This window comes from Pseudomonas lini (genome assembly GCF_964063345.1).
Lineage (GTDB): Bacteria > Pseudomonadota > Gammaproteobacteria > Pseudomonadales > Pseudomonadaceae > Aquipseudomonas > Aquipseudomonas lini_B.
The window spans coordinates 4,944,781-4,971,131 of the sequence record NZ_OZ061318.1; the positions used below are offsets into that span (position 1 = coordinate 4,944,781).

Consider the following 26,351-nt stretch of genomic DNA (forward strand, 5'->3'; position numbering starts at 1 on the left):
CTGACCCGCCCGTGCACATGCATTCGTCTTAGCCCCGCGAGCGCACACGGGCAGCGAAGGTCAGCGATTTGACGCATTGAATCTGCGTCGTAGGGAAGGTAAAGCAAGATGGTACAGGTGAGAGCACACCAGCCGATCAATACTGACGGCAGTATCAACCTCGAGGCTTGGCTCGATCATGCGGTCAGTGTCGATCTGGCACTGGATCGCGAAGCCTTGAAGGAAGCCTGCGAGTACGCTCGCGAGGCCGAACAGCAAGCCAATGCGGCGAAGAATCTGTGGTCCGAAGGGACCTCGAGTTTCCGCACGGGCCTTGAGATCGCCGAGATTCTCGCCGACCTCAAACTCGACCAGGATTCGTTGGTCGCAGCCGTGCTGTACCGCGGCGTGCGCGAAGGCCAGATCCAATTGCCGGCGGTCAGCCAGCGTTTCGGTCCGGTGGTCGCCAAACTCATCGACGGCGTGTTGCGCATGGCGGCGATCAGCGCCAGCCTGAGCCCCCGTCAATCGCTGGTGCTGGGCACTCAGGGCCAGGTCGAAAACCTGCGCAAAATGCTCGTGGCCATGGTCGACGACGTGCGCGTCGCGCTGATCAAACTGGCCGAGCGCACCTGTGCGATCCGCGCGGTGAAAACCGCTGACGACGAGAAGCGCAACCGCGTCGCCCGTGAAGTCTTCGACATTTACGCGCCGCTGGCCCACCGCCTCGGTATCGGTCACATCAAGTGGGAGCTGGAGGACTTGTCCTTCCGCTACCTTGAGCCCGACCAGTACAAGCAGATCGCCAAGTTGCTCCACGAGCGACGGCTGGATCGCGAGCGCTTCATCGCCGACGTGATGACCCAACTCAAAGAAGAGTTGCAGGCCACCGGCGTCGATGCCGACATCAGCGGCCGGGCCAAACACATCTATTCGATCTGGCGCAAAATGCAGCGCAAGGGTCTGGAGTTCAGCCAGATCTACGACGTGCGTGCGGTTCGCGTGCTGGTGCCGGAAATGCGCGATTGCTACACCGCGCTCGGCATCGTCCACACCCTGTGGCGGCACATCCCGAAAGAATTCGACGACTACATCGCCAACCCGAAAGAGAACGGCTACCGCTCGCTGCACACCGCGGTCATCGGCCCTGAAGGCAAGGTGCTGGAAGTGCAGATCCGCACCCACGCGATGCACGAAGAAGCCGAGCTGGGGGTGTGTGCGCACTGGAAGTACAAAGGCACCGACGTCAAGTCCAGCTCCAATCACTACGAGGAGAAAATTTCCTGGCTGCGTCAGGTCCTCGAGTGGCACGAAGAGCTCGGTGACATTGGTGGCCTTGCCGAACAACTGCGGGTCGATATCGAGCCGGACCGGGTCTACATCTTTACCCCGGACGGTCACGCCATCGACTTGCCGAAGGGCGCGACACCGCTGGACTTTGCCTACCGCGTGCACACCGAAATCGGTCACAACTGCCGCGGCGCCAAGATCAACGGGCGCATCGTGCCGCTCAACTACAGCCTGCAAACCGGTGAACAGGTCGAGATCATCACCAGCAAGCACGGTACTCCGAGCCGCGACTGGCTGAACCCGAACCTGGGTTACATCACCACCTCGCGGGCGCGGGCGAAGATCGTTCACTGGTTCAAATTGCAGGCGCGCGATCAGAACGTCGCGGCCGGTAAAACCTTGCTCGAGCGCGAACTCAATCGCCTCGGTCTGCCGCAGGTGGACTTCGACAAGCTGGCCGAGAAGGCCAACATGAAGACCGCCGAGGACATGTTCGCCGCATTGGGCGCAGGCGATTTGCGCCTGGCGCAACTGGTGAACCTGGCGCAGCAACTGGTCGAGCCGGAACGCGGCAACGAACAGCTGGAACTGATCCCGCGCAAAGCCACCGGCTACAAACCGGGCAAGCGTGGCGACATTCAGATCCAGGGCGTCGGCAACCTGATGACCCAGATGGCCGGCTGCTGCCAGCCGCTGCCGGGAGATGCGATCGTCGGTTACATCACCCAGGGCCGTGGCGTGAGCATTCACCGTCAGGACTGCGCCTCGGTGCTGCAACTGGCCGGGCGCGAGCCGGAGCGGATCATCCAGGTCAGTTGGGGGCCGGTGCCGGTGCTCACCTATCCGGTGGACATCATCATTCGCGCCTACGACCGTTCCGGTCTGCTGCGTGACGTGTCGCAGGTGCTGCTCAACGAGCGGATCAATGTGCTGGCGGTCAACACCCGTTCGAACAAAGAGGACAACACGGCGTTGATGTCCCTGACCATCGAGATTCCGGGGCTGGATGCGCTGGGGCGGTTGCTGGGGCGGATTTCCCAGTTGCCGAACATCATCGAAACCCGCCGTAACCGCACGCCGTAAAGCGACCATTTTTTGTGGTCGCCGGGCTTTTGTGGGAGCTGGCTTGCCTGCGATGGCATCCCCTCGGTTTCTCAGGATGACCGAGGTGATGCCATCGCGGGCAAGCCCGGCTCCCACAGGTTCTCGCAGAGATTGATAAAAGATGTATTCACTTGAAGACTTGCTGCACTTGATGACCCGTCTGCGCGACCCGCAGTACGGCTGCCCGTGGGACATCAAGCAAACCTACGCGACCATCGTCCCGCATACCCTGGAAGAAGCCTACGAAGTCGCTGACGCGATCGAGCGTGGGGACTTCGATCATCTGCAGGGTGAGTTGGGCGACTTGCTGTTCCAGGTGGTTTATTACAGCCAACTGGCCAGGGAAGAAGGGCGCTTCGAGTTCGATGGCGTGGTCGACAGCATCACGCGCAAGCTGATCCGCCGTCATCCTCACGTGTTCCCCACCGGTGATCTGTATGCGCCGCTGGACATCCCGCGTTTGAATGAAGAACAGGTCAAGCAACGCTGGGAAGAGATCAAGGCGCAAGAGCGCGCCGAGAAGTCTTCGGCGCCGGAACAGTTATCCTTGCTCGACGACGTGCCTGCCGCGTTGCCGGCGCTGTCCCGTTCGGCAAAACTGCAGAAGCGCGCAGGGCAGGTCGGTTTCGACTGGCCGGACGCCTTGCCGGTACTCGACAAGGTTCGCGAAGAGCTCGATGAAGTGCTCGAAGCCATGGCCGACAATGACTCGGTAGCGATTGCCGATGAAGTCGGCGACCTGCTGTTTTCCGTGGTCAATCTGGCGCGACATCTTAAGGTCGATCCGGAAACCGCACTGCGCGGCGCGAACTCAAAATTTGAAAGACGCTTCCGATTTATCGAACAGGCATTGCGCGACACCCACCGTCCCATAGAAGATTGCACCCTCGAAGAGTTGGACGCCTTGTGGGGCGAAGCCAAACGTCAGGAAAAGAATTTGCCCAGCTGCGGTTGAGCAGTTGCCTAAGTGAGAAATAAGCACCATGAGCATTTCCCTTCGCGACCAGTTGCTCAAAGCAGGGCTGGTCAATCAAAAGCAGGCCAAACAGGTCGGCAAAGAGAAGCAGAAGCAGCAACGTCTGGCCCACAAAGGTCAGATCGAACTTGATGACTCCCAGCAGCGTGCCGCTCAGGAAGCCATGGCCGAGAAGGTCAAGCGCGACCAGGAGCTTAACCGCCAGCAGCAGGAGAAGGCCGAAGCGAAAGCCCGCGCCGCTCAGATCAAGCAATTGATCGAAGTCTCGCGCCTGCCCAAGCTGACCACCGAGGACTACTACAACTTCGTCGATGACAAGAAGGTCAAGCGCATCTCCGTCAATACCCTGATGCGCAACCAGCTCAGCAATGGCTTCCTGGCGATCGTGCACCACGCCGGCGGTTATGAAGTGATCCCGCGTGAGGCGGCCCTGAAGATCCAGGAACGCGATCCACAGCGCATCGTGCAGCTGAATGTGAAGACCGAAGAAGTCAGCGTCGAAGACGATCCGTACGCGGCCTATCAGATCCCTGATGATCTGATGTGGTAAACCTTTGTGGCGAGCAAGCTTGCTCCGGGCGGCGTTCCGACGTTGGGCTGCGTAGCGGCCCTTAAAATCTGCCAGCAATTGCCGATTTTTGTGAGTGCTACGTACTCAAGCGGGAGCAAGCTCCCTCGCCACAGGTTCTTACTGATTCAAGGGCAATGCGGTGAATTATGCAGAGCGCGCTTCGCGCTGCTGCTCCAGTGTTTCCAGTTCGGCCTTGTATTGGTGGGCTTCGGTCTCGGACTGGAACATCCCGACCAGCAGGTCTTGTTGATGTACATCCCAGATGCGGATACCGGCGGCGATGCCTTCATGGGACATGTGTGAATCGTCGCGTTCAGTTACTTTTACAGTCATCTGCTAGCTCCCATCTCTGTTATCTGCAGCAAGGCGTGTGCAGGCCTTTGTTATATATTTTGTTAGCTGGCTAAGTAAATGGCAGAGTTCGGCAACCCATTTTTGCAGAATCGGCAAAAGTCCTGCAGCCCGCGAAATACGCGACATTCAGTCGCAGGCCATTGAGTTTCATGACAAATGTTTCATGTTTGTGATACCGCATAACCTGTGGGAGCTGGCTTGCCTGCGATAGCCATTTATCATTCCACATTGATGTCGACTGACCCACCGCCATCGCTGGCAAGCCAGCTCCCACAGGTTTCGTGCCGTGCCCGATCAATTATTTCAGGCCCAAAAAAAACGCCCCGAACCAGTCGGGGCGTTTTCATGTGCGGCTCAGCAGCGGGTAATTACTTACCTGCCCAACGCTTCAGTACCAGCGTGGCATTGGTGCCACCGAAGCCGAAGCTGTTGCTCATCACGGTGTTGATGGTGGCGTCTTCGCGAGTCTTGGTCAGGATTGGCATGTCTGCCACTTCCGGGTCCAGTTCGTCGATGTTGGCCGAACCCGCCATGAAGTTGCCTTCCATCATCAGCAGGCAGTAGATCGCTTCGTGAACACCAGCGGCGCCCAGGGAGTGACCCGACAGGCTCTTGGTGGAGCTGATGGCCGGAGCCTTGTCGCCGAACACTTCGCGCACACCTTTCATTTCCATGACGTCGCCGACCGGAGTCGAGGTGCCGTGGGTGTTCAGGTAGTCGATCGGTGCGTCGATGGTGGACATGGCCATCTGCATGCAGCGGATGGCGCCTTCGCCGCTTGGGGCGACCATGTCGTAGCCGTCGGAGGTCGCGCCGTAGCCAACGATTTCCGCGTAGATCTTCGCGCCGCGGGCCAGAGCGTGTTCCAGCTCTTCGACCACGACCATGCCGCCACCGCCGGCAATGACGAAACCGTCACGCTTGGCGTCGTAGGCACGGGAAGCTTTTTCCGGGGTTTCGTTGTACTGGGTGGACAGGGCGCCCATGGCGTCGAACAGGAACGATTGGCTCCAGTGTTCTTCTTCACCACCACCGGCGAAAACGATGTCCTGCTTGCCCAGCTGGATCTGTTCCATGGCGTTACCGATGCAGTGAGCACTGGTGGCGCAAGCGGAGGAGATCGAGTAGTTCACACCCTTGATCTTGAACGGCGTGGCCAGGCAGGCTGAGACGGTGCTGCCCATGGTCCGCGTGACGCGGTACGGGCCGACGCGCTTGACGCCTTTCTCGCGCAGGATGTCCAGCGCTTCCATCTGGTTCAAGGTCGACGCGCCACCGGAGCCGGCGATCAGGCCGGTACGCACGTTGGAAACTTGCTCTTCGGTCAGGCCGGAGTCTGCGATGGCATCTTTCATGGCCAGGTAGGCGTAAGCCGCCGCGTGGCCGACGAAGCGAAAGATCTTGCGATCGATCAGTTCTTCGAGGGGAAGGTCAATGGAGCCGGAAACCTGGCTACGCAGACCCATTTCGGCATATTCCGGATTGAACCGGATGCCAGGGCGGCTTGCACGCAGGTTAGCGGAGACGGTCTCTTTGTCATTGCCCAGGCACGAAACGATGCCCAGACCAGTGATAACGACGCGGCGCATGCGGATAACCCTTAGAAGTTGTCAGTGGAGGTGAAAACGCCGACCCGAAGGCCTTCGGCGGTGTAGATTTCGCGACCGTCGACGGTCACCGAACCATCGGCAATGGCCATGTTCAGCTTGCCCTTGAGGACGCGTTTGATATGAATGTTATAGGTGACTTTCTTGGCGGTCGGCAGTACCTGGCCAAAGAATTTCACTTCGCCCGAACCCAAGGCGCGACCGCGGCCCGGCAGACCTTGCCAGCCGAGGAAGAAACCGACCAGTTGCCACATGGCATCGAGGCCCAGGCAGCCCGGCATCACCGGATCACCTTCGAAGTGGCAGGCGAAGAACCACAGGTCTGGAGTGATATCCAGCTCGGCGACCAATTCACCTTTGCCGTACTTGCCACCTTCTTCGCTGATATGGGTGATGCGATCGACCATCAGCATGTTCGGGGCGGGCAGTTGCGCGTTACCTGGGCCGAACAGCTCACCGCGACTGCAGCGCAGCAGGTCTTCCCGGGTAAAGGCGTTTTGTTTGGTCATGCGAGCTCCTCAATAGTCCATGCGGCAGGGTGGGGCGAATCTTCCCGGCCGATCGAAGCGTTCATGCCTCGAGTCAGCAGCCTACTCATAGACTATTGCGTTGTGGTGAAAGTCACAGCACCAAGGACATGAATGTACACTTGTGCACTGAAATTATTATTCAAGCCCCTTTTCGGGCCTGTTCGGGTGCCTAAGACTGCCGCACTTTCGTCGTTCACGCCAGTCGCAGATAGCCGAAAGGCCTGTACTACTGCACCCATCGCTGCAGAATTTGCTGTAGATCAGTGCGTTTAAAGGGCTTGGCCAGGTAATCGTTCATTCCCGCCGATAAGCAGGCTTCGCGGTCGCCCTGCAAGGCGTTGGCCGTCAGAGCGATGATTGGCACGTCAGCGCAGCCGGGCAGTCGGCGAATCTGTCGGGTGGCCTCATAGCCGTCGATGACCGGCAGTCGGCAGTCCATCAGAATCGCTTCGAAAATCAGGCTCTCGGCACTACGCACCGCTTGTGCACCATCGGTGACGACGCTGACAGTAAAGCCCAGACTGCGCAACATTGCTTCAACAACAGTGCGGTTGACCGGATTGTCCTCCACCAGCAGCACATTGCGACCTTCGCCGTGGTCATTGCCGGTATGACCTCTCGGGGTCCGCACCGGCAGTGGCTGCTTATACAGAGCCAACGGGATTTCCAGGGTGAACACCGAGCCAACGCCTTCTTCGCTCTGAGCGCGCAAGGTGCCGCCCATCCGCTCAGCCAGCGTGCGGGCAATCGGCAGCCCCAATCCTGTGCCGCCGTAGCGTCTTGAAATAGAACTGTCGGCCTGCTGGAACGCATTGAACATCAATTCCAGGCTTGCGGGCGGGATGCCGATTCCGCTGTCGCGCACGGAGCAAGTGAACCACAGCAGTTGGTGATCCAGGGACTGCCACTGCGGTTCGATCGCGACGCTGCCCCGTTCGGTGAACTTCAGCGCGTTGCCGATCAGATTAACCAGAATCTGCCGGATCCGCGTCGGATCGCCCTGAACCTGAAGGGCGCGCATGTCCTCGGGTACCCGCAGTTGCAGTTCTAGCCCGCGTTGCACCGCGCTGTGCTGGAATGACTGGGCGCAACTGCCAATCAGGTCCGCGAGGTTGAACGGAATGTGCTCCAGCTCCAGTTCCGAACGCTCGATGCGCGAGAAATCGAGAATGTCGTTGATCACTTTGAGCAGGTGTTCGGTGGATTCCGAGGCCAGCGCCGCGTACTCGATCTGCTCCTCGGTCAACGTCGTGGTTTCCAGCAGCTGCAGCATGCCCAGCACGCCATTCATCGGCGTGCGCAATTCGTGACTCATCATTGCGAGGAAATTGGATTTGGCGCTGTTGGCCTTTTCCGCTTCCTCGCGGGTCTGGATCAATTGGGCCATGGCCTGATGCTGTTCGCGACTGGCTTGTTCAAGGCCTTGGGCAAGGTTGTTGATGTGTTGCGACAGGGCGCCCAGTTCAGTGTCGTCGACAATCGGCAGGGGTGTTTTGTAGTCGCCTTTCTGGATCGCCTTGACCGCATTGCCGATGTCGTGGATCGGTTGCGACAGGCTGCCGGCCAGGCGCCGAGCCAGCAAAAATGTAAATAACAGAGCGAACAAGGCCAGGATCCCGGCCTTGAAGAGGATTTCCTGTTGGCGTTGGTTGAAGGCGTCATTGGACAGGCCGACGATCACCCGGCCCAGATAATCCTCGCCCGGCGCGCTGGCGACGGTACGGCTGTTCTGGAAAAAGTCATTGTTGAGCGCGATGCGTTGCAGGCGTACCGGTGCCTGGAACACTTCGACCTGATGCGAGCGGTTGTGGGCTTGCGACGGTTGCTCGACGTACACCAGAATCCGGTTGGCTCTGTCCTGTACTTCCAGAAAACGTACGTTAGGCGTCGCCAGGGTGGCCTTGAGCAAACTTTCGAGCACTTCGTTGTTGCCCGAAATTACCCCGTATTCAGTGGCCGGCGCCAGTTGATTGGCAATCAGCTGGCCGGTGTGATTGAGTTCCTGGCGCAAGTCCTGGATTCGCACGAAGGTGAAAAAACTGATCAGCAGCAACGTCAGCAGCAGGGCCGGGCCGAGGCTGATGATCTGGGTGCGGGTATTGATGTCCCAACCGCGACGAAAGGTCATGGGCGGCGTTCTCCTTCGGCCAGCTGTGTTGCGACAGAGGCTTCGTTCATCGGTTCAATACTGAGTGAACGAGCCACTTGCGGATTGCTTAAGACCTTGAAGTGTTGCGGATAAAGTGCGCGTGGCCAGGTGTTCGAGGGGCGGTCGAGCAGCTCGTCGAGAATCTTCAGCCAATCGTTCTGGTCGCTGTAAGTACTGGCCAGACTGCCGGCCCTGACAAAGGCTGCGTTCGGACCGATCAGCGCCAGTTGCCGCGCATAGCTGCTGAGCAGCAAGTTTTTCACGGTTTTCGGGTTATACAGATCAGGGTCGTCCAGGCCCAGCAGCACATCGCTGCGTTTCAGCAGGGCCTGTAAGGGGCGGCTGTCATGGGTGTTATCCCAACGCTCGGTGACCACTTCAAGGCCCAGGGGCAGGGCGGCCTGGCGCAGTTCTTTCAAAAGGAATTCGCTGTGGCTGTCGAAAAGCACACCGACCCGCCGGGCCTCAGGCAGGAGCAGTCGGGTCAGGCGCAACTGTCGATCCAGCGGCGGATCGCTCCAGAGCAGGCTGAGGTGCGGGGGCAGGTCGTTGCCCAAGCGTTGGCGGGCTTGCAGGCGGCTGATGCGCAGCACCAGCGTTGCCGGGCCCTGAGGGTCTTGCAGGCGCCAGTCGAGGCTGGGCAAGTCGAGCAGAACCAGGCGGATGTCGACGGGCAGTTGGCCTGGGGACGGCAGGCTGGCGACAGGCTGGAAGCGCACGCTGTCGGTGGGGCGCAATTCACTGAGGGCCTGAACGAAAGACTCCACGCCGGGGCTGTCCTCGGCACCCGTCAGCAGAATGTCGGCGGCCCGTGCCGGCAGACTGCACAGCAAACAGGTAAACACCAGGCACAACCCGGCCAGCAGGCGGCCAAGGGTTGGCGTCTTCGGTGACGGGCGATGCTGCATCTTAAAACTCCAGCTCCGCGCTGAAGTAGAGCACCCGGCGTTCGTCGTAATGGTTGTCGACGAAGGTGGTGGGCTGATTGTCGAGGCGTTGCTGGAGGACCCCGGCCAGCTCCAGATTGGCCTTGCCCAAACCGATGCGTTTGGCGATGCGGGTGTCGACCCGTTCGAAGCGGTAACCGTTGAGAGCGTCGGCTCCATAGTAGAAGAGCGCGCTGTTCCAGCCATGGCCCCAGCTGCGTAGCCAACCGGCTGAGCCGCTGTTGCGGGCAGTCTGTTGTGCATCCAGCGGGTTGCTCGCCTCGGCATCGACATAGGCATAGGTCAGGCGCAAACGATCGGCGCTGCTGAGGCGCCAATCCAGCTGGGTTTCAGTCCCGGTGAAGCGCGAGCTGTTCGAGTTGCTGGCGATGTACTGGTTGTTGCGCAGCGGTTCGCTGATCATGCCGGTGATTTCGTCATAGAACAGCTTCACGTCGACCGCCAGCCCCCATTCGGCGAAGTAACCGTTATAGCCCAATTCCCGGGAGCGCATGCGTTCCTGTTCGAGGTCGCCCGGGCCGCGGGTCTTGACGAAATAGCGGGCGCTGGTCTGGCCGTACGCACTGGGTCGCAAGTTGGTTACCTGGTAGCTCCAGTTGACGTTGTTCTCGAACATGTCCGGCGAACGGATGGCTTCCGAATACACCGCGCGCAAGCCATGGCGCGGATTGATCAGGTAATTGACCGCCACCCGCGGGGTCAGCGAGTTGCCGGTCAATTGTGAGTCTTCGTACATCACCCCGCCCTGCAGCAACCAGTGCTCGGTGGCTCGCCACTCGAGTTGGCCGAACGCTCGCCAGGTCGTGTCGTCGAGCGTGCCATTGAAGTAGGTCTCTGAATTTGCCCGGTCGTAACGATAATTCATGCCACTGACCAACCGCAGACTGTCGGACAGGCTGAGTGTGTCTTGCAGTTCGAGGTCGTAGCGCGATTCCCGGGCGCTCTGGTCAATGTCGCCGCAGAGGGTTTGCCGGGCGCCGTTTTGCCATTGCCTCAATACCTGATTGCCCAGCGCACGTTCCGCCTCAGTGCCCGCCGGTGCGCCGGAACCGGTGTAGCGCAGCATGTTACGCGCCAGACGTTCGGTGTAATTGGGGTTGAGTTGCCACAGTTGGGTCAGCTCCGGGCTGAACGAGACCTCGGCATCGCAGGCGCGCCACGTCTGCTGGCGATCCCAGTGTTGCGCCGAGCCTTGAATATAAAGGCTGTGATCGGGATTGATGTCCAGGTTCCAGCGCATCGAGCCGGCATAGTCCTTGGCGATGACGTCAGAATTGTCCCCGGCGGCGGTAATCCCCGAGAACACCGGACGGTAGGTATAGGGCCGCTGGTTAGTCCCGTCCTTGGCATTCAGTTGCCAGTCGATGCTCTGGTTTTCATTGAGCGTCTGGCTGACGGCGAGGCTGAAGCGGTTCAAGCGACGGCTGTCGCGGTAATCGGTGCCGGTGCGGTCCGAGTCGAAGCCGTCGTCTTGCTGGCCAGACAACGACAGGCGCAAATCGCCGCTGTCCCAGCCCATGCCCTGGCTGGCGTAGAAATCGTTGATACCGCGCTGGCCACGGGTGACTTTCAGCCGCGTGCCGTGGCTGTCGGCGGGTTTACGGGTGATGATATTGACCACAGCCATCAGCGCGTTGGCGCCGTAGCTGACGGTGTTCGGGCCACGGAAAACCTCGATGCGCTCGATGTCTTCCATGGCCACCGGAATATCACTCCAGTCCACCGTGGCCAGGCCTGCGCGGTACACCGAGCGGCCGTCGATCAACACCTGCATGCGCCGCGCTTCGCTGGCCTTGGTGCCGTGGTAGTTCACCGCCGCCTGATTGCCGCTGATATTACCGACCATCATTCCCGGCACCAGCCGCAGCAACTCGCTGATGTCCCGCGCGCCGCTGGCATTGATCAGTTCGCTGTCGATCACTGTCATGCTCCCCGGCACGGCCGCAGGCGACTGCTTCAAGCGCGTCGCCGTCAGCACTTGCGGCAACGGATCATTGTCGAGGAACAGGTCGTCGGCCAGCAATGGCGAGCTAAAGATCAGCGCCAATACCAGCGGCGAGCGAGGACGGGGAAAGCCAAAAGACACGGCACGGCCTTGATAGCGATTAGTTGGCGCGCATGTTAACCGAGGGCAAAGACTTTTCCAGTCACGTTGTGGGCATTTTCCTCGGTTTTCTTGGTCTTCTTCCTACAAGTGTCGGTAATTGATGCTGGGGCTGGCCGCCACCGGGCTGCTCCGTATAATGCCGACATCGCCACTGGTATGGATTAACGGATTGCATATGACTGAACAGCGCCCGATTGCGGTCCTGGGAGGCGGAAGTTTTGGTACCGCCGTGGCTAATCTGCTGGCCGAGAATGGGCATCAGGTCCGGCTGTGGATGCGAGACCCCGAACAGGCCGAGGCCATTCGGATCAATCGTGAGAACCCGCGTTACCTCAAAGGCATCAAGATTCTTCCGGCGGTGGAGGCGGTCACGGACCTGCAAGCCACCCTGGAGGCCTGCGACCTGTGCTTTGTCGCGCTGCCGTCCAGCGCGCTGCGCTCGGTATTGGTTCCTCACGCCGAACGTTTGAGCGGCAAATTGCTGGTGAGTCTGACCAAAGGCATCGAAGCCCATACGTTCAAACTGATGAGCGAGATCCTCGAAGAAATCGCCCCGCAAGCGCGCATCGGCGTGCTGTCGGGCCCGAATCTGGCCCGTGAAATCGCCGAACACGCGCTGACCGCCACCGTGGTCGCCAGTGAAGACGAAGAGCTTTGCCAGCAGGTTCAGGAAGCACTGCATGGCCGGACCTTTCGCGTGTACGCCAGCGCTGATCGCTTTGGCGTGGAGCTGGGCGGGGCGCTGAAAAACGTCTACGCAATCATCGCCGGCATGGCGGTGGCGTTGGGCATGGGTGAAAACACCAAGAGCATGCTGATCACCCGGGCGCTGGCGGAAATGACCCGCTTCGCGGTGAATCAGGGCGCCAACCCGATGACTTTCCTCGGCCTGGCAGGTGTCGGCGATCTGATCGTCACTTGTTCGTCGCCGAAAAGCCGCAACTACCAAGTCGGGTTTGCCCTCGGTCAGGGCTTGAGCCTGGAGGACGCGGTGACGCGTCTGGGCGAAGTCGCCGAAGGCGTGAACACCCTTAAGGTACTCAAGGCCAAGGCTCAGGATGCGGGCGTGTATATGCCATTGGTCGCTGGATTGCATGCGATTCTGTTCGAAGGACGCACGCTTGATCAGGTGATCGCACTGCTGATGCGTGGCGAGCCGAAAACCGACGTCGACTTTATTTCAACCAGCGGTTTCAACTGAACCCTCTACTCAACAGGAACGGAGTGAGACATGAACGATCAGAAAGTAGAAGCCAAGTACGAATCCATCCTGCTGCGAGTGCTGTGGATGATTGTCTATGTGCTGGTCTGGCAAGTGACGCAATTGATCCTCGGTGCGGTGGTATTTGTGCAGCTGATCTATCGTTTGATTTATGGCGCACCGAGCGCCAGCTTGATGAATTTCGGCGACAGCCTGAGCCAGTTTCTGGCGCAGATCGGTCGTTTCGGCAGCTTTCACAGCGACCAGAAACCCTGGCCGTTCGCCGACTGGCCGACGCCGCGTACACCGGAAGGTGAAGCCCCGCACGTTGTGGCGCCAGCACCGCATCCGGCCCGAGATGAGGAACCGAAGCTATGAAACTCTGGGTATTGCGTCATGGTGAAGCCGAACCTCACGGTACTCGCCCCGACTCCGAGCGGGCATTGACCGTCAAGGGGCGTGAAGAGGTGTTGCGCACTGCCGCTCAATTGATCGGCCAGCCGTTAACCGCCATTTATGCCAGTCCTTATCATCGAGCGCAGGAGACGGCAGAAATTGTGCGTACGGCGCTGGGTTTCGCGCCGGAGATCCGCACGGTCGACTGGCTCAAGCCCGACAACTATCCGCAAGCAGTGGCGGAGCAGTTGGTGTCCGTGGATCACGCGCTGCTGGTCAGCCATAACCCGCTGGTCGGTAACCTGCTGGGCTATTTGCAGCATGGTCATGTGCAGGACCCGGAGAAAGTCGGCACTGCCGGGTTGGCGGAGCTTGAGGGCGACGAACTGCTGGTCGGGGCGATGAAGCTCAAGGGCATCAAGCACCCTTGACCGTTTTTGTGGGAGCGTGGCTTGCCCGCGATGCAGACACCACGGTGTCTCGGTGAAACCGCGTTGATGCCATCGCGGGCAAGCCACGCTCCCACAGGGGCGGCGGCATTCTTGTTTTTTGTGTGAAATAGTCAACCAAGCACTTGCTTGGTTGACTACGCTTGCTCCAGACAAAAAATAAAGGAGCAAGTCGCATGTCTGCTGCTTCCCGTTTGCCATTGGACGCCTTTTACGAGCGTGAAGCGCGTCATCCCCGTCAGCGTTTTCTGGTCCAGCCAATGGGAGGCGGCCAGGTCGAGACGCTGACCTGGGCCGACGTCGGCCATCAGGCGCGCTGTGCCGCCCACTGGCTGCGGGCTCGCGAATTGCCACAAGGCAGCCACATCGCGCTGATTTCGAAAAACTGCGCCCACTGGATCATCGCCGACCTGGCAATCTGGATGGCCGGGCATGTCTCGGTGCCGCTGTATCCCAATCTGACCGCCGATTCCGTCGCCCAGGTGCTCAATCATTCCGAAGCCGCGCTGGTGTTCATTGGCAAGCTGGATGACTGGCCGGGCATCTCCGCCGGGGTCAGCCCCGACCTGCCAACTATCAGCCTGCCGCTGTGCCCGGCCGGCAACTTCGATTTCAGCTGGGCCGATCTGCAACGCAGTTCGCCGATTCAGGACGACCCCAAACCCGCCGCCGATCAACTGGCGACCATCATTTACACATCCGGCACCACGGGCCAGCCCAAAGGCGTGATGCACAGTTTCGGCACGCTGGGATTTGCCACTACTCGCGGCACGCAGTTATTCGGCCTGAATGAGTCGGATCGCCTGCTGTCCTACCTGCCGCTGTGCCACGTCGCCGAGCGGATGTTCGTCGAGTTGGCGTCGATCTACACCGGGCAAACGGTGTTCTTCGCCGAGAGCCTCGATACCTTCCTCACTGATTTAAAACGTGCCCGGCCCACCGCGCTGTTCGGCGTGCCGCGGATATGGACAAAATTCCAGATGGGCGTCTACAGCAAGATCCCGGAAAAACGCCTCGACTTCCTGCTCGGCCTGCCCTTCATCGGCAAGCGAGTAGGGCACAAAGTTCTCGCCGGGCTGGGACTGGACGCCTTGCGCATCGCCTTGTCGGGTGCTGCGCCCGTGCCGCAGACGTTGCTGCTCTGGTACCGAAAACTGGGGCTGGATGTGCTGGAGGTGTACGGCATGACCGAAAGTTGCGGTTATTCCCACATCGGCCTGCCGGGTCAGAACAAACCCGGCTGGATCGGCAAGCCATGCCCGGAAGTCGAAGTGCGTATCGAACCGTCTGGTGAAGTGCTGGTGCGCAGCGGCGCGACCATGCTCGGCTATTTCAAGGAACCCGGGAAAACCGCCGAAACCATCACCGAGGATGGCTTCTTGCGTACCGGTGACAAGGGCGAGGAAGACGCCGAAGGCAATCTGCGCCTGACCGGGCGCCTGAAGGAAATCTTCAAAACCAGCAAAGGCAAATACGTTGCCCCTGCACCGATTGAAAATCGCCTGGCAGTGCATTCGCGGATTGAACAGGTGTGCGTGGTCGGCGATGGGCTGGGCGCGCCACTGGGTTTATGCGTGTTGTCGGCGGTCGGTCAACAGGACGCGAAGGGATCGGCCCGGGCGGGTTTGCATTCAAGCCTGGAAAAACTGCTGGAGGAGGTCAACGGCGTTCTCGACAGGCATGAGCGCTTGCGTCGGCTGGTGGTGGTCAAGGACAGCTGGGCGGTGGAAAACGGCTTCCTGACACCGACCCTGAAGATCAAGCGCAACATGATCGAAGCGGCTTACGGTGCTCGGTTTGCAGAATGGAGCGAGCGCAGCGAGGCGGTGCTGTGGCAGGATTGAGCCACGAACAACTCCAACAAAGGAACGTAACGATGAGTCTGTGGCGCACCACTCCCAACGTCGAGCAGTTGAACGCAATCCAGAAAAACACCATCGGCGAAGTGCTGGATATTCGCTTCGAAGCCTTCGATGACGAGTCCCTGACCGCCAGCATGGTCATCGACCATCGCACGCACCAGCCCTATGGTTTGTTGCACGGCGGCGCCTCCGTGGTGCTGGCCGAAACCGTTGGCTCGATGGCCAGTTACCTGTGCATCGACGCCAGCAAGTTTTATTGCGTGGGCCTGGAAATCAACGCCAACCATTTGCGCGGCCTGCGCAGTGGGCGAGTGACGGCGGTGGCCAAGGCGATTCACATCGGGCGCACGACGCATGTCTGGGATATCCGCCTCACCAGCGATGAGGGCAAGGCCAGTTGCGTGTCGCGGCTGACCATGGCGGTTGTTCCATTGGGGGAACAACCGCCAGCACGGTGAGAATCATTGCACCAGCGAAAGAGACCTCGGGTGTAGAGACTCAAGGCGGCTTGCGTGTTTGTTGATAGCTGTATTGAGACGGTTTCAATCGGACTTTGTTTGGAACCAACACCTGAGGGCGATAAAGGGAGTTCATCAAGGCGTCGGCAGACACGTCATAGAGTGTGTCTCCCGGCTCTTCCGCGTAGGTTAAAACATCAATCATGACGTTGAGTCCCATTCCGCGAATCATGTCTTGCTGCCCCACGAACATCGCTCCGTGACGTTGGGTATCTTCATTCTCGTTGTCCCTCAACGCGAAGTCTCTTCCGTACGCGTGGGCATTTTTTACCCAGGCAGGGGCTGCCCTTGGTCTGCTTGTAGGCAATATGATATCGAGACTCTGGAGCATGGAATGCTCGGCCTGACCGCTTTCCTGCAGCATTGAAAAGGGTGCTCTGTAGCGCTTGTCACCGAACCGGCTGCTGGGTTTGGCCGGCTCGTTTTGTGCTTCCAATGAAAAGAAAACAAAATCGTCAGTTCCCAATGAGGTCAAGTCTCCCTCCGCTGTGTTGTTTTCATTGAATACCAACTGCCGTTCGATCAGTTGTTTTCTGGAGTAGAGTTCGACCACATCGTTATTGCGCAGATCCTGGTTGGAAAAGTGAACGATATGGAATGGGCTCTCGCTGAATTCCTGGAGAAAAAGAGTCTCGGCAGAGTCCAGTTCGATTGATTCGCCAAGGCGCTCTTCAAGTTGCCTGATATTTTTCCTGGACTGTTGCTGGAAGGTAGTCAGGCCGTCTTGCCCGTTATCAATCTGCTTCCATGCTGACCCATTGCGCAACATGTGATCGAAAGCCTCTATAGCGTCTGTGAGCGCCTGACCATCAGAGTCGACAAAGGTCACAGGATTACTTCGGACAAACAGATAAAGATTCAGACCATCAACGGTTCCGGCAGGATCCGGATTGAGCCAGCGTTGCCACCAAGGCGAGTAGTACCTGGCACCGTAGTAATACAAGCCGGTAGCATCGCGCTCCTTACCGCTGTAGCGAATGGTTCTGTAACTGGCTTCAATTTTGTCGTTTCCGGCCCACCATGCAGTCCCTCCGTACGGATAGTAACTTTCCAGGCTGATCAGCTTTGCCTGATCGTTCAATACCAGAGTGCTGGAACCCAAGTGATCATTCAGGCTGTAGTGATATTGATTCTGCGCAACGGCTGATGGCCCGCCTTTTTCCCAATGCAGAACTTGCACTGTGCAGCATCCGGCCTGCACAGAGATAACGTGCAAAACTTCATCAGCCGACGTGCGGATTTCCAACCCCGGTAAAAATCGCGTCTCGTGAGTACGCGTTAAAGTGCCGGCGGAAGCGATGCGGATTTTCCGTTGACGCTGACCGGCTTCGTCATAAATGTAGATTTCGGTGTCATTTGGAGCGTTCTCGCGTACCACCTGATCGACTTGCTGCAGACGGCTATTCAAGCTCCAGGTCAGATTCTGACCTGGCTGCAGTAGTTTCTTATTGCCGTTGGCATCGAATCCTGCGGCTATTTCGTTCTCGGTGGGTAATTCGCCATTGTCCTTTTGCGGCAGGCCCCGATTGCTGTATTTGGAGAGGCCTATGCGCTGCGTCTGACTGCGGCTGGCAGCGCTGTGAATCAGCTTGGTCAGATTGCTACCTGCATCGTACGTGTAGGTCTGGCAGTAGTTTTCCAATTGCCCGGGGTCAGGTGGTGACTCGAAGTCTGGCGGTTGTGGACCCATCTGGCTGTTGGCCCGCTGCCAGCCCTTTGCTTCAATCAGTTGATATAACGAGTCATAGGCAAAGGTACGGGTTGGTTCGACTTTCTGGTTGCGAAAGAAATAGGTGCGCAGTGCCGCATCATTGATGCTGAGAATATTGCCGACCCGGTCGTACTTGTAACTGAAGTGTTGCAGCAATGATTTGCCGGGCAGTCGGGTCTTGAACTCAAGCAAACGGCCGTCGAGTGGGGAGTAACAGGCTTCGCTGATCAAGCCATTGCCGGCGATCTGCCGCTCGATGCTGCCAAAAGCGTTGTAGTCGATGAAGCTCAGCAGTGATTTCTCTTGTGTTTGTGCGACGAGTTTCAGACCTGTCTCTCTGAGTTGGCCGGCGATATTTAAGTGTGAGAACCGGACGTTGCCTCGGGCATCTTCCTGGCTGATGGCGAACCCTAGGGCGTTGTAGTGATTGCGGGTGATCGCGCCGATACCTGTTTCGTTCAACAGGTTTCTTTCGGCTTCATCAATCGGCCAGTCTGGTTCGTCTAATTTTTTGAGAAAATGCCGGACCTGCGAGTTGATTCCACCGGTCAGCGCGTAGGCTGTGAAATGCACGGTGCCGGCACTGTCATCATGACGGATCAGCTGACCGCATTGATTGCGTGAGGCAGTTTCCTGGGTCGCGTCACCATAGGTGTAAAAGGCACGGGTTCTGGCTGGTTTGTCTGGAGCTTGCTCGACAGTTTTGACGGGGCGCAGCAATAGGTCATAGTCGGTCCTGACTTGAGTGAGCAAACTGTCCCAACTCATGAGATTTTGACCAGCCATGCCGAACAAGGCCAGCCGACTGCCCGCGTCCACACTATCACTGTAGAGGGGCGCACCCGTGAGGCTGAAAACTGTCAGCAGGTTTGGCCGGGCGTCTGGCTCGGTCTCAAGCAGCTTGTACAGACGAGGGTCGCGGCTGATCGTCGGGCGACCTGCGGCATTATAGGATTGACGGTAAATTCGAGGCTCTGCTGGCTTGCCGAGTGTGTCGCGGTAGTAGGACACAGTGGCGACATTGAGCCCTCGCGGATCCTTCACGGAGACTGTCGGGGTTTTTCTGTGCATGGAAGCAGGCTCCTGAAACAGCTTCGTGTCGGGCACAGTTATTCTCGGTTGCTCCCGACGTGTCAACTGTCAGAAATAACAGGTAAGTGAGGCGTTCGAAGAATGCCCGGATTGTTTTCCATCGATGAAACGACGCTGTCATCATTCCTGTCAGTTACGGTCATTGCTGTAGGACACGGTCTTACGGACAATCAACCTCCGTTCTCGCTCATGGATTTGCAGGTATGTCGCAACAGATATTTTTCGCCCACGCCAATGGCTTTCCTTCGGGAACCTACGGCAAGTTGTTCGCGGCGCTGGCGCCCGAGTATCAGGTGACGCATCTGGAGCAGCACGCCCACGACCCGCGTTTTCCGGCGGACGACAACTGGAACAATCTGGTGGATGAGCTGATTCATCACCTCAAGCAGCAGCCCGAGCCGGTCTGGGGCGTCGGTCACTCCTTTGGCGGCGTGCTGCACCTGCACGCAGCCTTGCGTTGCCCTGAGTTGTATCGCGGCGTGGTAATGCTCGATTCACCGGTACTGACCCGCGCCGATCAATGGGTGATCCGTGCCGCCAAGCGCTTCGGTTTCATCGATCGGCTGACCCCGGCCGGCCGTACGTTGGGCCGACGGGAAGAGTTTGCCGATCTGGACGCGGCCCGATTGTATTTCGCCGGTAAAACCCTGTTTCGTGGCTTCGATCCAGAATGCTTCGACGCCTATCTGCAACATGGTTTGCACAATGTCGGCGGCAAGCTGCGCCTGCGTTTCGATCCGGCCACGGAAATCAGCATCTATCGTGGCGTGCCCCACACCAGCCCCGGTCGTGCACGGCAGTTGAAAGTGCCGCTGGCGGTGGTCCGTGGCCACAAGAGCCGCGTGGTGATGCGCCATCACGCCCGATCCGTCGGGCGCATGCCCCTGGGCGAGTCCTTGACCATGCCCGGCGGGCATATGTTTCCCCTCGAACGTCCACAAGACACGGCCACCCTGCTGAAGAATCTGTTCAGCCGCTGGGAAGGTCGCAGTCAACAGGATTGCGCATGAGCAACGTTGTCGAAGAAGTTCGTCTGAGCCTGCCGCATATCGAGTTGGCGGCGCACCTGTTCGGTCCCGAGGACGGTTTGCCGGTGATCGCCTTGCATGGCTGGCTGGACAATGCCAACAGCTTTGCCCGGCTGGCGCCCAAGCTCAAGGGCTTGCGCATTATCGCACTGGACATGGCCGGGCATGGTCACTCGGGGCATCGACCGAACGGCGCCGGTTACGCGCTGTGGGACTACGCGCACGACGTGCTGCAAGTGGCCGAGCAGTTGGGATGGAAGCGTTTTGCACTGCTGGGGCATTCCCTGGGGGCAATCGTCTCGCTGGTGCTGGCCGGTTCGTTGCCGGAACGGGTAACTCATCTGGCCTTGATCGACGGCATCATTCCTCCTACAGACAAAGGCGAAAACGCCGCCGAGCGCATGGGCATGGCCCTGCAAGCGCAGCTGGATCTGCGGGAAAAACGAAAACCGGTCTACAGCACCCTCGACCGCGCCATCGAGGCGCGAATGAAAGGCTTGGTGGCGGTCAGTCGTGAAGCCGCCGAACTGCTGGCGCAACGCGGCTTGATGCCGGTGCCGGGCGGTTATACCTGGCGCACCGACAACCGCCTGACCCTGCCGTCGCCGCTACGTCTGACCACTGAACAGGCGATGGCCTTCGTCCAGCGTGTCAGTTGTCCTGCACACCTGGTGGTTGCGGCTGACGGCATGCTGGCCAAACATCCCGAGTTGCTGGAACGTCTACCCTTTAGCCGTGAACAGTTGCCTGGCGGCCATCATTTGCACCTGAATGACGAACCCGGTGCCGACCTTGTCGCAGACTGTTTCAATCGGTTCTTCGCCGTTCCTTGACTTGCGCCCGGCAACTGTCGAGGCTGGGCGGGTTGAAATGGGAGACAACCATGATAGATCTGTACACCGCTGCGACCCCGAATGGCCACAAGGTCTCTATCGTGCTCGAGGAACTCGGCCTGCCCTATACGGTGCATGCTTTGAGTTTCGACAAAAAGGAACAGAAGTCCAAGGGCTTCCTCAAGATCAATCCCAATGGGCGGATTCCGGCGATTGTCGACCGTGCCAATGGCGATTTCGCCGTGTTCGAGTCCGGCGCGATCCTGATTTACCTCGCCGAGATGACCGGCAAACTGCTGCCCCAGGACCCCAAGGGGCGCTCGGTGGTGTTGCAGTGGCTGATGTTCCAGATGGGCGGAATCGGCCCGATGCAGGGCCAGGCGAACGTGTTTTTCCGCTATTTCCCGGAAAAACTTCAGGGCGCCATCGACCGTTATCAACATGAAACCCGGCGCCTGTATGAAGTGCTCGACACGCGTCTGCAAGCCGTAGAGTTTCTGGCGGGCGAGTACAGCATTGCCGACATTGCCACTTATCCGTGGGTCCGTGGCCATGAATGGTCCGGTGTCGCGGTGGAAGGCTTGTCAGCCCTGCAGCGCTGGATGGCGACCATGGAGGCGCGCCCTGCGGTACAACGCGGTTTATTGGTGCCCGAGCGCATCGATGACGCCAGTGTCATCAAGGGTGCCCAGGCCATGCTGATTCGATGAGTCTATCCATGCGTTCACTCACTCTGCTGGCGCTGTGTTGTTTCAGTCCTCTTCTATTTGCTGCTGATATCCCTGGCAGTCAGGACCTGCCGATCGTGCCGCGTATGGCCGATGCGCAGATCGTGGACTATCGCCCGGCTGTCGAGCTTGAGCGGATCTACCCGCTGGGTTCTATCCGCAAGATCAGCGGTCAGTTGCGCTTCGACGGTCAGGTCAGCGCCCGTGGGCACGCCACCTCGGTGACCTACGAGCTGCCACCGGAGCATTCCTCTACCGATGCCTTTACCGCCGCCCGCGAAGCCTTGCAAAAGCAGGGCGCCGAGTTGCTGTTCTGGTGTCAGGCACGTGATTGCGGCGAAAGCAGCCTGTGGGCCAATGAAGTCTTCGGCAACGCCAAGCTGTATGGCGCCGATAACCAGCAGGCTTATTTGCTGCTGCGTCTTGCAGCCCCTCAAGACAACACGCTGGTGGCGCTTTACAGCATCACTCGCGGCAATCGCAAAGCCTATCTGCACGTCGAGCAGTTCGACGCTGCCGCACCATTGGGCGATTTGCTGCCAACGTCCGCGACCTTGCTGCGACAGCTCAAAAGCACTGGTGAACTCGATTTCCCCAAACTCAACGGCGACCCTGACGACACCTGGCTGCGTTTGATTTCTCGAGGTCTCAACCTGGACACCACATTGCGCGTCAATGTGTCGGGGCCCAATGCCGAAGTCTGGCGCCAGGCGCTGATCGGCCAGGGTGTGCGGTCGGCACGGATGGAAACCGGCAACGTCGAAGGCTCTGGCCTGCACTTCGAGCTGTTGCGATAAGCTTCATTGGGCGAGCGCGTTTCGCGCGTTCGCCTACTCTTTGCTGACTGACTTTTTCGAGACATTACATGCCCAATAACGATCGGCTGTTGGTGCAGATTCTGCTCCTGGTGCTGTTTGGCGCGAGCTTCTGGGTGATGGCGCCGTTCTGGTCGGCGCTGTTCTGGGGCGCGGTGCTGGCGTTTGCCAGTTGGCCGTTGATGCGTTTGTTGACCCGTTGGCTAAATGGCCGTGAATCCCTGGCGGCGCTGTTACTGACGCTGGGCTGGATGCTGCTGGTGGCAGCACCGCTGGTGTGGCTGGGTTTCAACCTGGCGGACCATGTACGCGATGCCACGGCGTTCATCAAGGATGTGCAAGTCGATGGTCTGCCTGAAGCACCGACCTGGCTGGGCAGTATTCCCTTGGTCGGCGAGCGGTTGGTGGGTATCTGGAACAGCATCGATCAGCAAGGCGCGGCGATGATGCTGGCGATCAAGCCTTATCTGGGGCAGGTCGGCAACTGGTTGCTGGCGCGCAGTGCGCAGATCGGCGGCGGCATCCTCGAGCTGACGCTGAGTATTGTCTTTGTGTTCTTTTTCTACCGGGACGGGCCGCGGTTGGCGGTGTTTGTCCATGGGTTGCTGGAACGGTTGATCGGTGACCGCGCAGGCTATTACATCGATTTGGTAGCGGGCACCGTACAGCGGGTGGTCAACGGGGTGATCGGCACCGCGGCGGCTCAGGCAGTGCTGGCGTTGATCGGCTTCCTGATTGCCGGCGTGCCTGGGGCGTTGGTGCTGGGGATTGTGACGTTTTTGCTGAGCCTGATTCCGATGGGGCCGCCGTTGGTGTGGATTCCGGCCACGGCGTGGCTGGCCTGGAAGGGCGAGTACGGGATGGCGGTATTCCTCGGGATCTGGGGGACGTTCATCATCAGCGGTGTCGACAACGTGCTTAAGCCGTACCTGATCAGTCGGGGCGGGAACTTGCCGTTGGTGATTGTGCTGCTCGGGGTGTTTGGCGGGTTGATTGCGTTTGGGTTTATCGGTCTGTTCATCGGCCCGACGTTGTTGGCCGTGGCTTATAGCCTGCTGACCGATTGGAGCAAGAGTCAGGCTCGGGTCGAGGATCGCCGGCCCTGAGGCGTCGGCACTGAACACCTTTGGGGGGGGCGAGCTTGCTCGCGATGAACGATGACGCGGTGTATCTGATCGTGCGGGCCTTGCGACTCACATCGGCTCCGGCGGCCCAATCAGTCTCCCCATAACCCCAAACAACCCCAGCTCCCGAATCGCTTCCAGTTCCCCCTGCGTCTCCACCATCTCGGCAATCAACGGCAAATCAATGCTGTTGGTCGCCCGGAAAATCGCCTCGATGAACAGGCGCTTGTCAGTCTGTTCATCGATACCCCGAATGTAGGCTCCGTCGATTTTCAGGTAAGCCAGCCCCAACTGCGTCAGGTTACCGATCTGGCTGAAGCTGCCGCCGAAGTGCTGCAGTCCGATGCGATAACCGGTGTTGAGCAGACTGTGACTCAGGCGTTGCAGTTCTTCGGGGGGCGGCAGTTGGCGTTCGTCGATTTCCAGGGTCAGCAGCGGCGCCAGTTCCGGCAGTGATTCAAGTATGTCGCAGATCAGTTTTAGCTGGGTCTGATCGCGCAGAGTGCTGCCGGACAGGCTCAACGCGAGGGGCCAACGGTTGGCGGCCAGATATTCGAGAGTGGTTTCGAGCATCGCCAGATCGAATCGCGCCGACCAGCCAAGGCGCTCGATCCACGGCAGGAAATGCCCGGCGGCAATCGCCTCGCCTTGCGGGTCGAGCAGGCGCGCGAGGACTTTGTGATGCAACACCTGGCTGGTATCGGCGCACTGCACCACCGGTTGAAAATACAGCTGCATCTTGCCCTCGGTCAGCGCGTCGTCGATCCAGCTGCGCCAGTCGTGTTGGGACTGGTTCGGCGGGGTATCGGAATGGGTCATGTGTATCCACGGCCGCTCGGGGTGTTGCCGGGCCTGGGTCAGCGCTTGATCGAGGCGCACCAGCACGTCGTTCGCCGGTTCTCCGGGGTGATAGGCGACCACGCCCAGATGTGCCACGGGCATACAGTCGCTGGCACCGGTCAGGCGCAGGTTTTCCAGGGTGGCGCTGATTTCGGAAGCCAGGCGTGCAGCATCCTTGCTGTCCAGGCCCGGGGTCAGCAAGCTGAATTCGCCACCGCGATTGCGCGCCGCGAGCCAGGTTCGACGTTCGGGTAGCTGCGTCAGGCGTTTGAGCAATTCGCCGACGGCGCCAATCAGGGTATCGGTGCGCTGGCCGCCCAGACGCTGGTTGAGGCCGATCAGGTCATTGATCCGCAGCATGAGTAAATGGCCGTCGCGGCTTTGCTCGGAAACCAGTAATTGGTCGGCCAGTTGTTCATCCAGCAAGCGTCGGTTGGCCAGGCCCGTGAGGTTGTCCTGATAAGATTCGGAGCGCAGTTTTTCGCTGCGCGCGGCTTCTTCGGCAAACAACGCCTTGAGCTTCTCGACCATTTGGTTCATGGCCAGCACCACGCGTTTGAGTTCCGGCGTGCGCGGCAGTTTCGGCAAACTGCGGAACTCGCGTTTGCTGATGGCTTCAGCCTGTTTGACCATGTTGTCGAGCGGGCGCAATTGCCGGCGCAACAGCCAGCCACCAAACACAGCGCTGAGCAGTCCGCAAATCAGCAACCAGATCAGGCTGCCGAGGGTACTGTCCCAGAGTTTGGCCAAGGCAAACTGCGGATTGCTTAACACTTCGACCCGCGCCGCTTGCTCCCAACCACGCATGATCAGAGCATCGCCACCCTGTGGGCGCAGGTTAACCAGGCTGATGAACCAGCCGGGAACACCCTCGATTTGCGGCGGTGCGCTGCGTTCCACCAACACTCGTTCATCCACAATATTGACGACCCGAATGCTGCTGAAATAACCACTGTCGAAAATCGAGCTGACCATCAACTCGATCATCGCCGGGTCGTCGATCTGGGCTGTCAATGACAAGCCCAGCGCCGTGGCGGCGTCCTGGGCGTGGGAGCGCAACTGGCTGAGCATCTGTTCGCGAGAGCTTTCCAGGCTGACAAAAAAACTGCCGCCGAAGGCCACCAGCAAGAACAGGCAAATGGCGAGAAACAATTGTTTGCGCAGTGACATAAAACGCTCCTTGCAGTAGCGGCTAGCCTTCGCCCACGGCGAACCCTTCAAATTGCATCTTTTTCAACACGTCTTGCCAACGCGACAATTTTTTCGAGTCGCTGCTGCGTTTGCCGCCATTGGCTCCCGGCAAGTACAGGCCTTCGGCGTTAAAGGCGTACACCGGCAACAGGTCTTTGCGTTGGGAAGCGGGGCGGATCTCGCCGATCAGATTGTCCAGCACCAGCGGCTCGGCCGTGGGGCTGCTGTAGAAGGTCAAGACCATGTGCGCCTGGTTCTGGGTCAGTGCCTTGACGTAGGTGATGCGCAGTTTTTCGCTGGGAATTCCGAGGTGTCGCAGGCTGAAATATTTCGCCAAGGCGTAGTCTTCACAGTCGCCCGCAGCCTTGATCAGCGATTCCACTGGCGTGGCCCAGTAATCGGTCTGACGCCAGATACGCGTGTCGTCCTGGAAGCTCAGTTGTTGATTGAAGAAGCGATTGACCGCGTTCAGTTGTTCGCGCTCAGGCTGGTTGCGTTCGCTTTGCAGCATTTGACTCCAGGCCTCGATCCGTCCCCGGGCCAGGCCAAGGGGGCCGTAGCGTTTTTCGGCCGTTTGCAGAATCTGCGCAAAGTCCCAGTCGGCCCATACGCTGCCCAACCCTGCCAGCAGAAAAGTCGTCAGCAGCAGCCATCCGCCGAACCGAAGTCGGAGCGTTGACCATCCTGGACTACGCGGACTGCGGCACATGTCTGGCTGCTCGGGTGCAGATGTCTGAAGTCTAGGCGGTGTTTTCAGCGAGGAAGGGCAGGTCGTCGGACGAATGGACGTCGGCGGATTGCTTTTTGTGGCGAGGGAGCTTGCTCCCGCTCGGCTGCGCAGCAGTCGCAAAACCAGTAAGTGCGGTATATCAGGAAAAGTTGGGTGCCTGGTTTTGGGGTCGCTTCGCAACCCAGCGGGAGCAAGCTCCCTCGCCACAAAAGCCCCTGA

General features: G+C 59.3%; 22 protein-coding genes. 13 read left to right on the top strand and 9 right to left on the bottom strand.

Translation table 11 applies throughout. The features are described 5' to 3' along the window. Window positions 1–108 precede the first annotated feature (108 nt). From relA to AB3226_RS22375, 3 genes are all read left to right on the top strand, one after another. A complete protein-coding gene (gene relA, locus AB3226_RS22365) occupies window positions 109–2,352 on the top strand; it encodes a GTP diphosphokinase (RefSeq protein ID WP_367374641.1) in 2,244 nt (747 codons plus the stop codon). Between the two features lie 142 nt (window positions 2,353–2,494). Continuing rightward, complete coding sequence (gene mazG, locus AB3226_RS22370; protein WP_367374642.1) at window positions 2,495–3,328, top strand: nucleoside triphosphate pyrophosphohydrolase; 834 nt, start codon at window positions 2,495–2,497, stop codon at window positions 3,326–3,328. Between the two features lie 28 nt (window positions 3,329–3,356). Further along, window positions 3,357–3,899, top strand: a complete 543-nt coding sequence (locus AB3226_RS22375) for a DUF2058 domain-containing protein (protein ID WP_367374643.1) — start codon at window positions 3,357–3,359, stop codon at window positions 3,897–3,899. Window positions 3,900–4,064: 165 nt separating this feature from the next. On the opposite strand, the gene AB3226_RS22380 is transcribed toward AB3226_RS22375, so the two are convergent. The 6 genes from AB3226_RS22380 to AB3226_RS22405 all read right to left on the bottom strand — a co-directional run bounded on the left by AB3226_RS22380 (window position 4,065) and on the right by AB3226_RS22405 (window position 11,593). Continuing rightward, window positions 4,065–4,253 (bottom strand): hypothetical protein, encoded by a 189-nt coding sequence (locus AB3226_RS22380; RefSeq protein WP_367374644.1) that lies wholly within the window; start codon window positions 4,251–4,253, stop codon window positions 4,065–4,067. A gap of 389 nt (window positions 4,254–4,642) precedes the next feature. After that, window positions 4,643–5,863, bottom strand: coding sequence for a beta-ketoacyl-ACP synthase I (gene fabB / locus AB3226_RS22385; protein WP_367374645.1), 1,221 nt, complete (start codon window positions 5,861–5,863; stop codon window positions 4,643–4,645). Between the two features lie 11 nt (window positions 5,864–5,874). Then, complete coding sequence (gene fabA, locus AB3226_RS22390; protein WP_007899046.1) at window positions 5,875–6,390, bottom strand: 3-hydroxyacyl-[acyl-carrier-protein] dehydratase FabA; 516 nt, start codon at window positions 6,388–6,390, stop codon at window positions 5,875–5,877. Between the two features lie 247 nt (window positions 6,391–6,637). Continuing rightward, window positions 6,638–8,539: an ATP-binding protein gene (locus tag AB3226_RS22395; protein ID WP_367374646.1), complete on the bottom strand. Its 1,902-nt coding sequence runs from the start codon at window positions 8,537–8,539 to the stop codon at window positions 6,638–6,640. Then, window positions 8,536–9,468 carry an ABC transporter substrate-binding protein gene (locus tag AB3226_RS22400; protein WP_367374647.1) on the bottom strand — a complete coding sequence of 311 codons (933 nt, stop codon included), beginning with the start codon at window positions 9,466–9,468 and terminating at the stop codon, window positions 8,536–8,538. The genes AB3226_RS22395 and AB3226_RS22400 overlap by 4 nt, the downstream gene beginning before the upstream one ends. Before the next feature lies 1 nt (window position 9,469). Beyond that, window positions 9,470–11,593, bottom strand: a complete 2,124-nt coding sequence (locus tag AB3226_RS22405; RefSeq protein WP_367374648.1) for a TonB-dependent receptor plug domain-containing protein — start codon at window positions 11,591–11,593, stop codon at window positions 9,470–9,472. Between the two features lie 196 nt (window positions 11,594–11,789). Between AB3226_RS22405 and AB3226_RS22410 the strand changes: the two genes are divergently transcribed. From AB3226_RS22410 to AB3226_RS22430, 5 genes are all read left to right on the top strand, one after another. Then, on the top strand, window positions 11,790–12,815 hold the full coding sequence (locus tag AB3226_RS22410) for an NAD(P)H-dependent glycerol-3-phosphate dehydrogenase (RefSeq protein WP_367374649.1): 1,026 nt from the start codon (window positions 11,790–11,792) through the stop codon (window positions 12,813–12,815). Between the two features lie 30 nt (window positions 12,816–12,845). Continuing rightward, complete coding sequence (locus AB3226_RS22415; protein ID WP_367374650.1) at window positions 12,846–13,193, top strand: DUF4389 domain-containing protein; 348 nt, start codon at window positions 12,846–12,848, stop codon at window positions 13,191–13,193. Further along, complete coding sequence (gene sixA / locus AB3226_RS22420; RefSeq protein ID WP_367374651.1) at window positions 13,190–13,642, top strand: phosphohistidine phosphatase SixA; 453 nt, start codon at window positions 13,190–13,192, stop codon at window positions 13,640–13,642. Before AB3226_RS22415 ends, sixA begins: the two co-directional genes overlap by 4 nt. 194 nt (window positions 13,643–13,836) lie before the next feature. Next, the gene (locus AB3226_RS22425) at window positions 13,837–15,504 is read left to right on the top strand and encodes an AMP-binding protein (protein ID WP_367374652.1); all 1,668 of its coding nucleotides are present in this window, start codon (window positions 13,837–13,839) and stop codon (window positions 15,502–15,504) included. A 32-nt stretch (window positions 15,505–15,536) separates the two neighbouring features. Beyond that, window positions 15,537–15,980 carry a hotdog fold thioesterase gene (locus AB3226_RS22430; RefSeq protein ID WP_367374653.1) on the top strand — a complete coding sequence of 148 codons (444 nt, stop codon included), beginning with the start codon at window positions 15,537–15,539 and terminating at the stop codon, window positions 15,978–15,980. Between the two features lie 40 nt (window positions 15,981–16,020). On the opposite strand, the gene AB3226_RS22435 is transcribed toward AB3226_RS22430, so the two are convergent. After that, window positions 16,021–18,822 (bottom strand): RHS repeat-associated core domain-containing protein, encoded by a 2,802-nt coding sequence (locus tag AB3226_RS22435; RefSeq protein WP_367374654.1) that lies wholly within the window; start codon window positions 18,820–18,822, stop codon window positions 16,021–16,023. 224 nt (window positions 18,823–19,046) lie between these two features. On the opposite strand from AB3226_RS22435, the gene AB3226_RS22440 reads away from it, so the two are divergent. The 5 genes from AB3226_RS22440 to AB3226_RS22460 all read left to right on the top strand — a co-directional run bounded on the left by AB3226_RS22440 (window position 19,047) and on the right by AB3226_RS22460 (window position 23,353). Beyond that, entirely contained in the window at window positions 19,047–19,853 is an 807-nt protein-coding gene (locus tag AB3226_RS22440; protein ID WP_367374655.1) for an alpha/beta fold hydrolase, read from the top strand. Next, window positions 19,850–20,704: an alpha/beta hydrolase gene (locus tag AB3226_RS22445; RefSeq protein ID WP_367374656.1), complete on the top strand. Its 855-nt coding sequence runs from the start codon at window positions 19,850–19,852 to the stop codon at window positions 20,702–20,704. The genes AB3226_RS22440 and AB3226_RS22445 overlap by 4 nt, the downstream gene beginning before the upstream one ends. Window positions 20,705–20,754: 50 nt before the next feature. Then, window positions 20,755–21,414, top strand: coding sequence for a glutathione S-transferase family protein (locus AB3226_RS22450; protein WP_367374657.1), 660 nt, complete (start codon window positions 20,755–20,757; stop codon window positions 21,412–21,414). Between the two features lie 8 nt (window positions 21,415–21,422). Then, entirely contained in the window at window positions 21,423–22,229 is an 807-nt protein-coding gene (locus AB3226_RS22455) for a DUF4892 domain-containing protein (RefSeq protein ID WP_367374658.1), read from the top strand. 68 nt (window positions 22,230–22,297) lie between these two features. After that, window positions 22,298–23,353, top strand: a complete 1,056-nt coding sequence (locus AB3226_RS22460) for an AI-2E family transporter (RefSeq protein ID WP_367374659.1) — start codon at window positions 22,298–22,300, stop codon at window positions 23,351–23,353. Between the two features lie 87 nt (window positions 23,354–23,440). On the opposite strand, the gene lapD is transcribed toward AB3226_RS22460, so the two are convergent. Both lapD and lapG read right to left on the bottom strand, forming a co-directional pair. Further along, entirely contained in the window at window positions 23,441–25,381 is a 1,941-nt protein-coding gene (lapD, locus tag AB3226_RS22465; RefSeq protein WP_367374660.1) for a cyclic di-GMP receptor LapD, read from the bottom strand. Between the two features lie 22 nt (window positions 25,382–25,403). After that, a complete protein-coding gene (lapG, locus tag AB3226_RS22470) occupies window positions 25,404–26,111 on the bottom strand; it encodes a cysteine protease LapG (protein WP_367374661.1) in 708 nt (235 codons plus the stop codon). Between the last annotated feature and the right edge of the window lie 240 nt (window positions 26,112–26,351).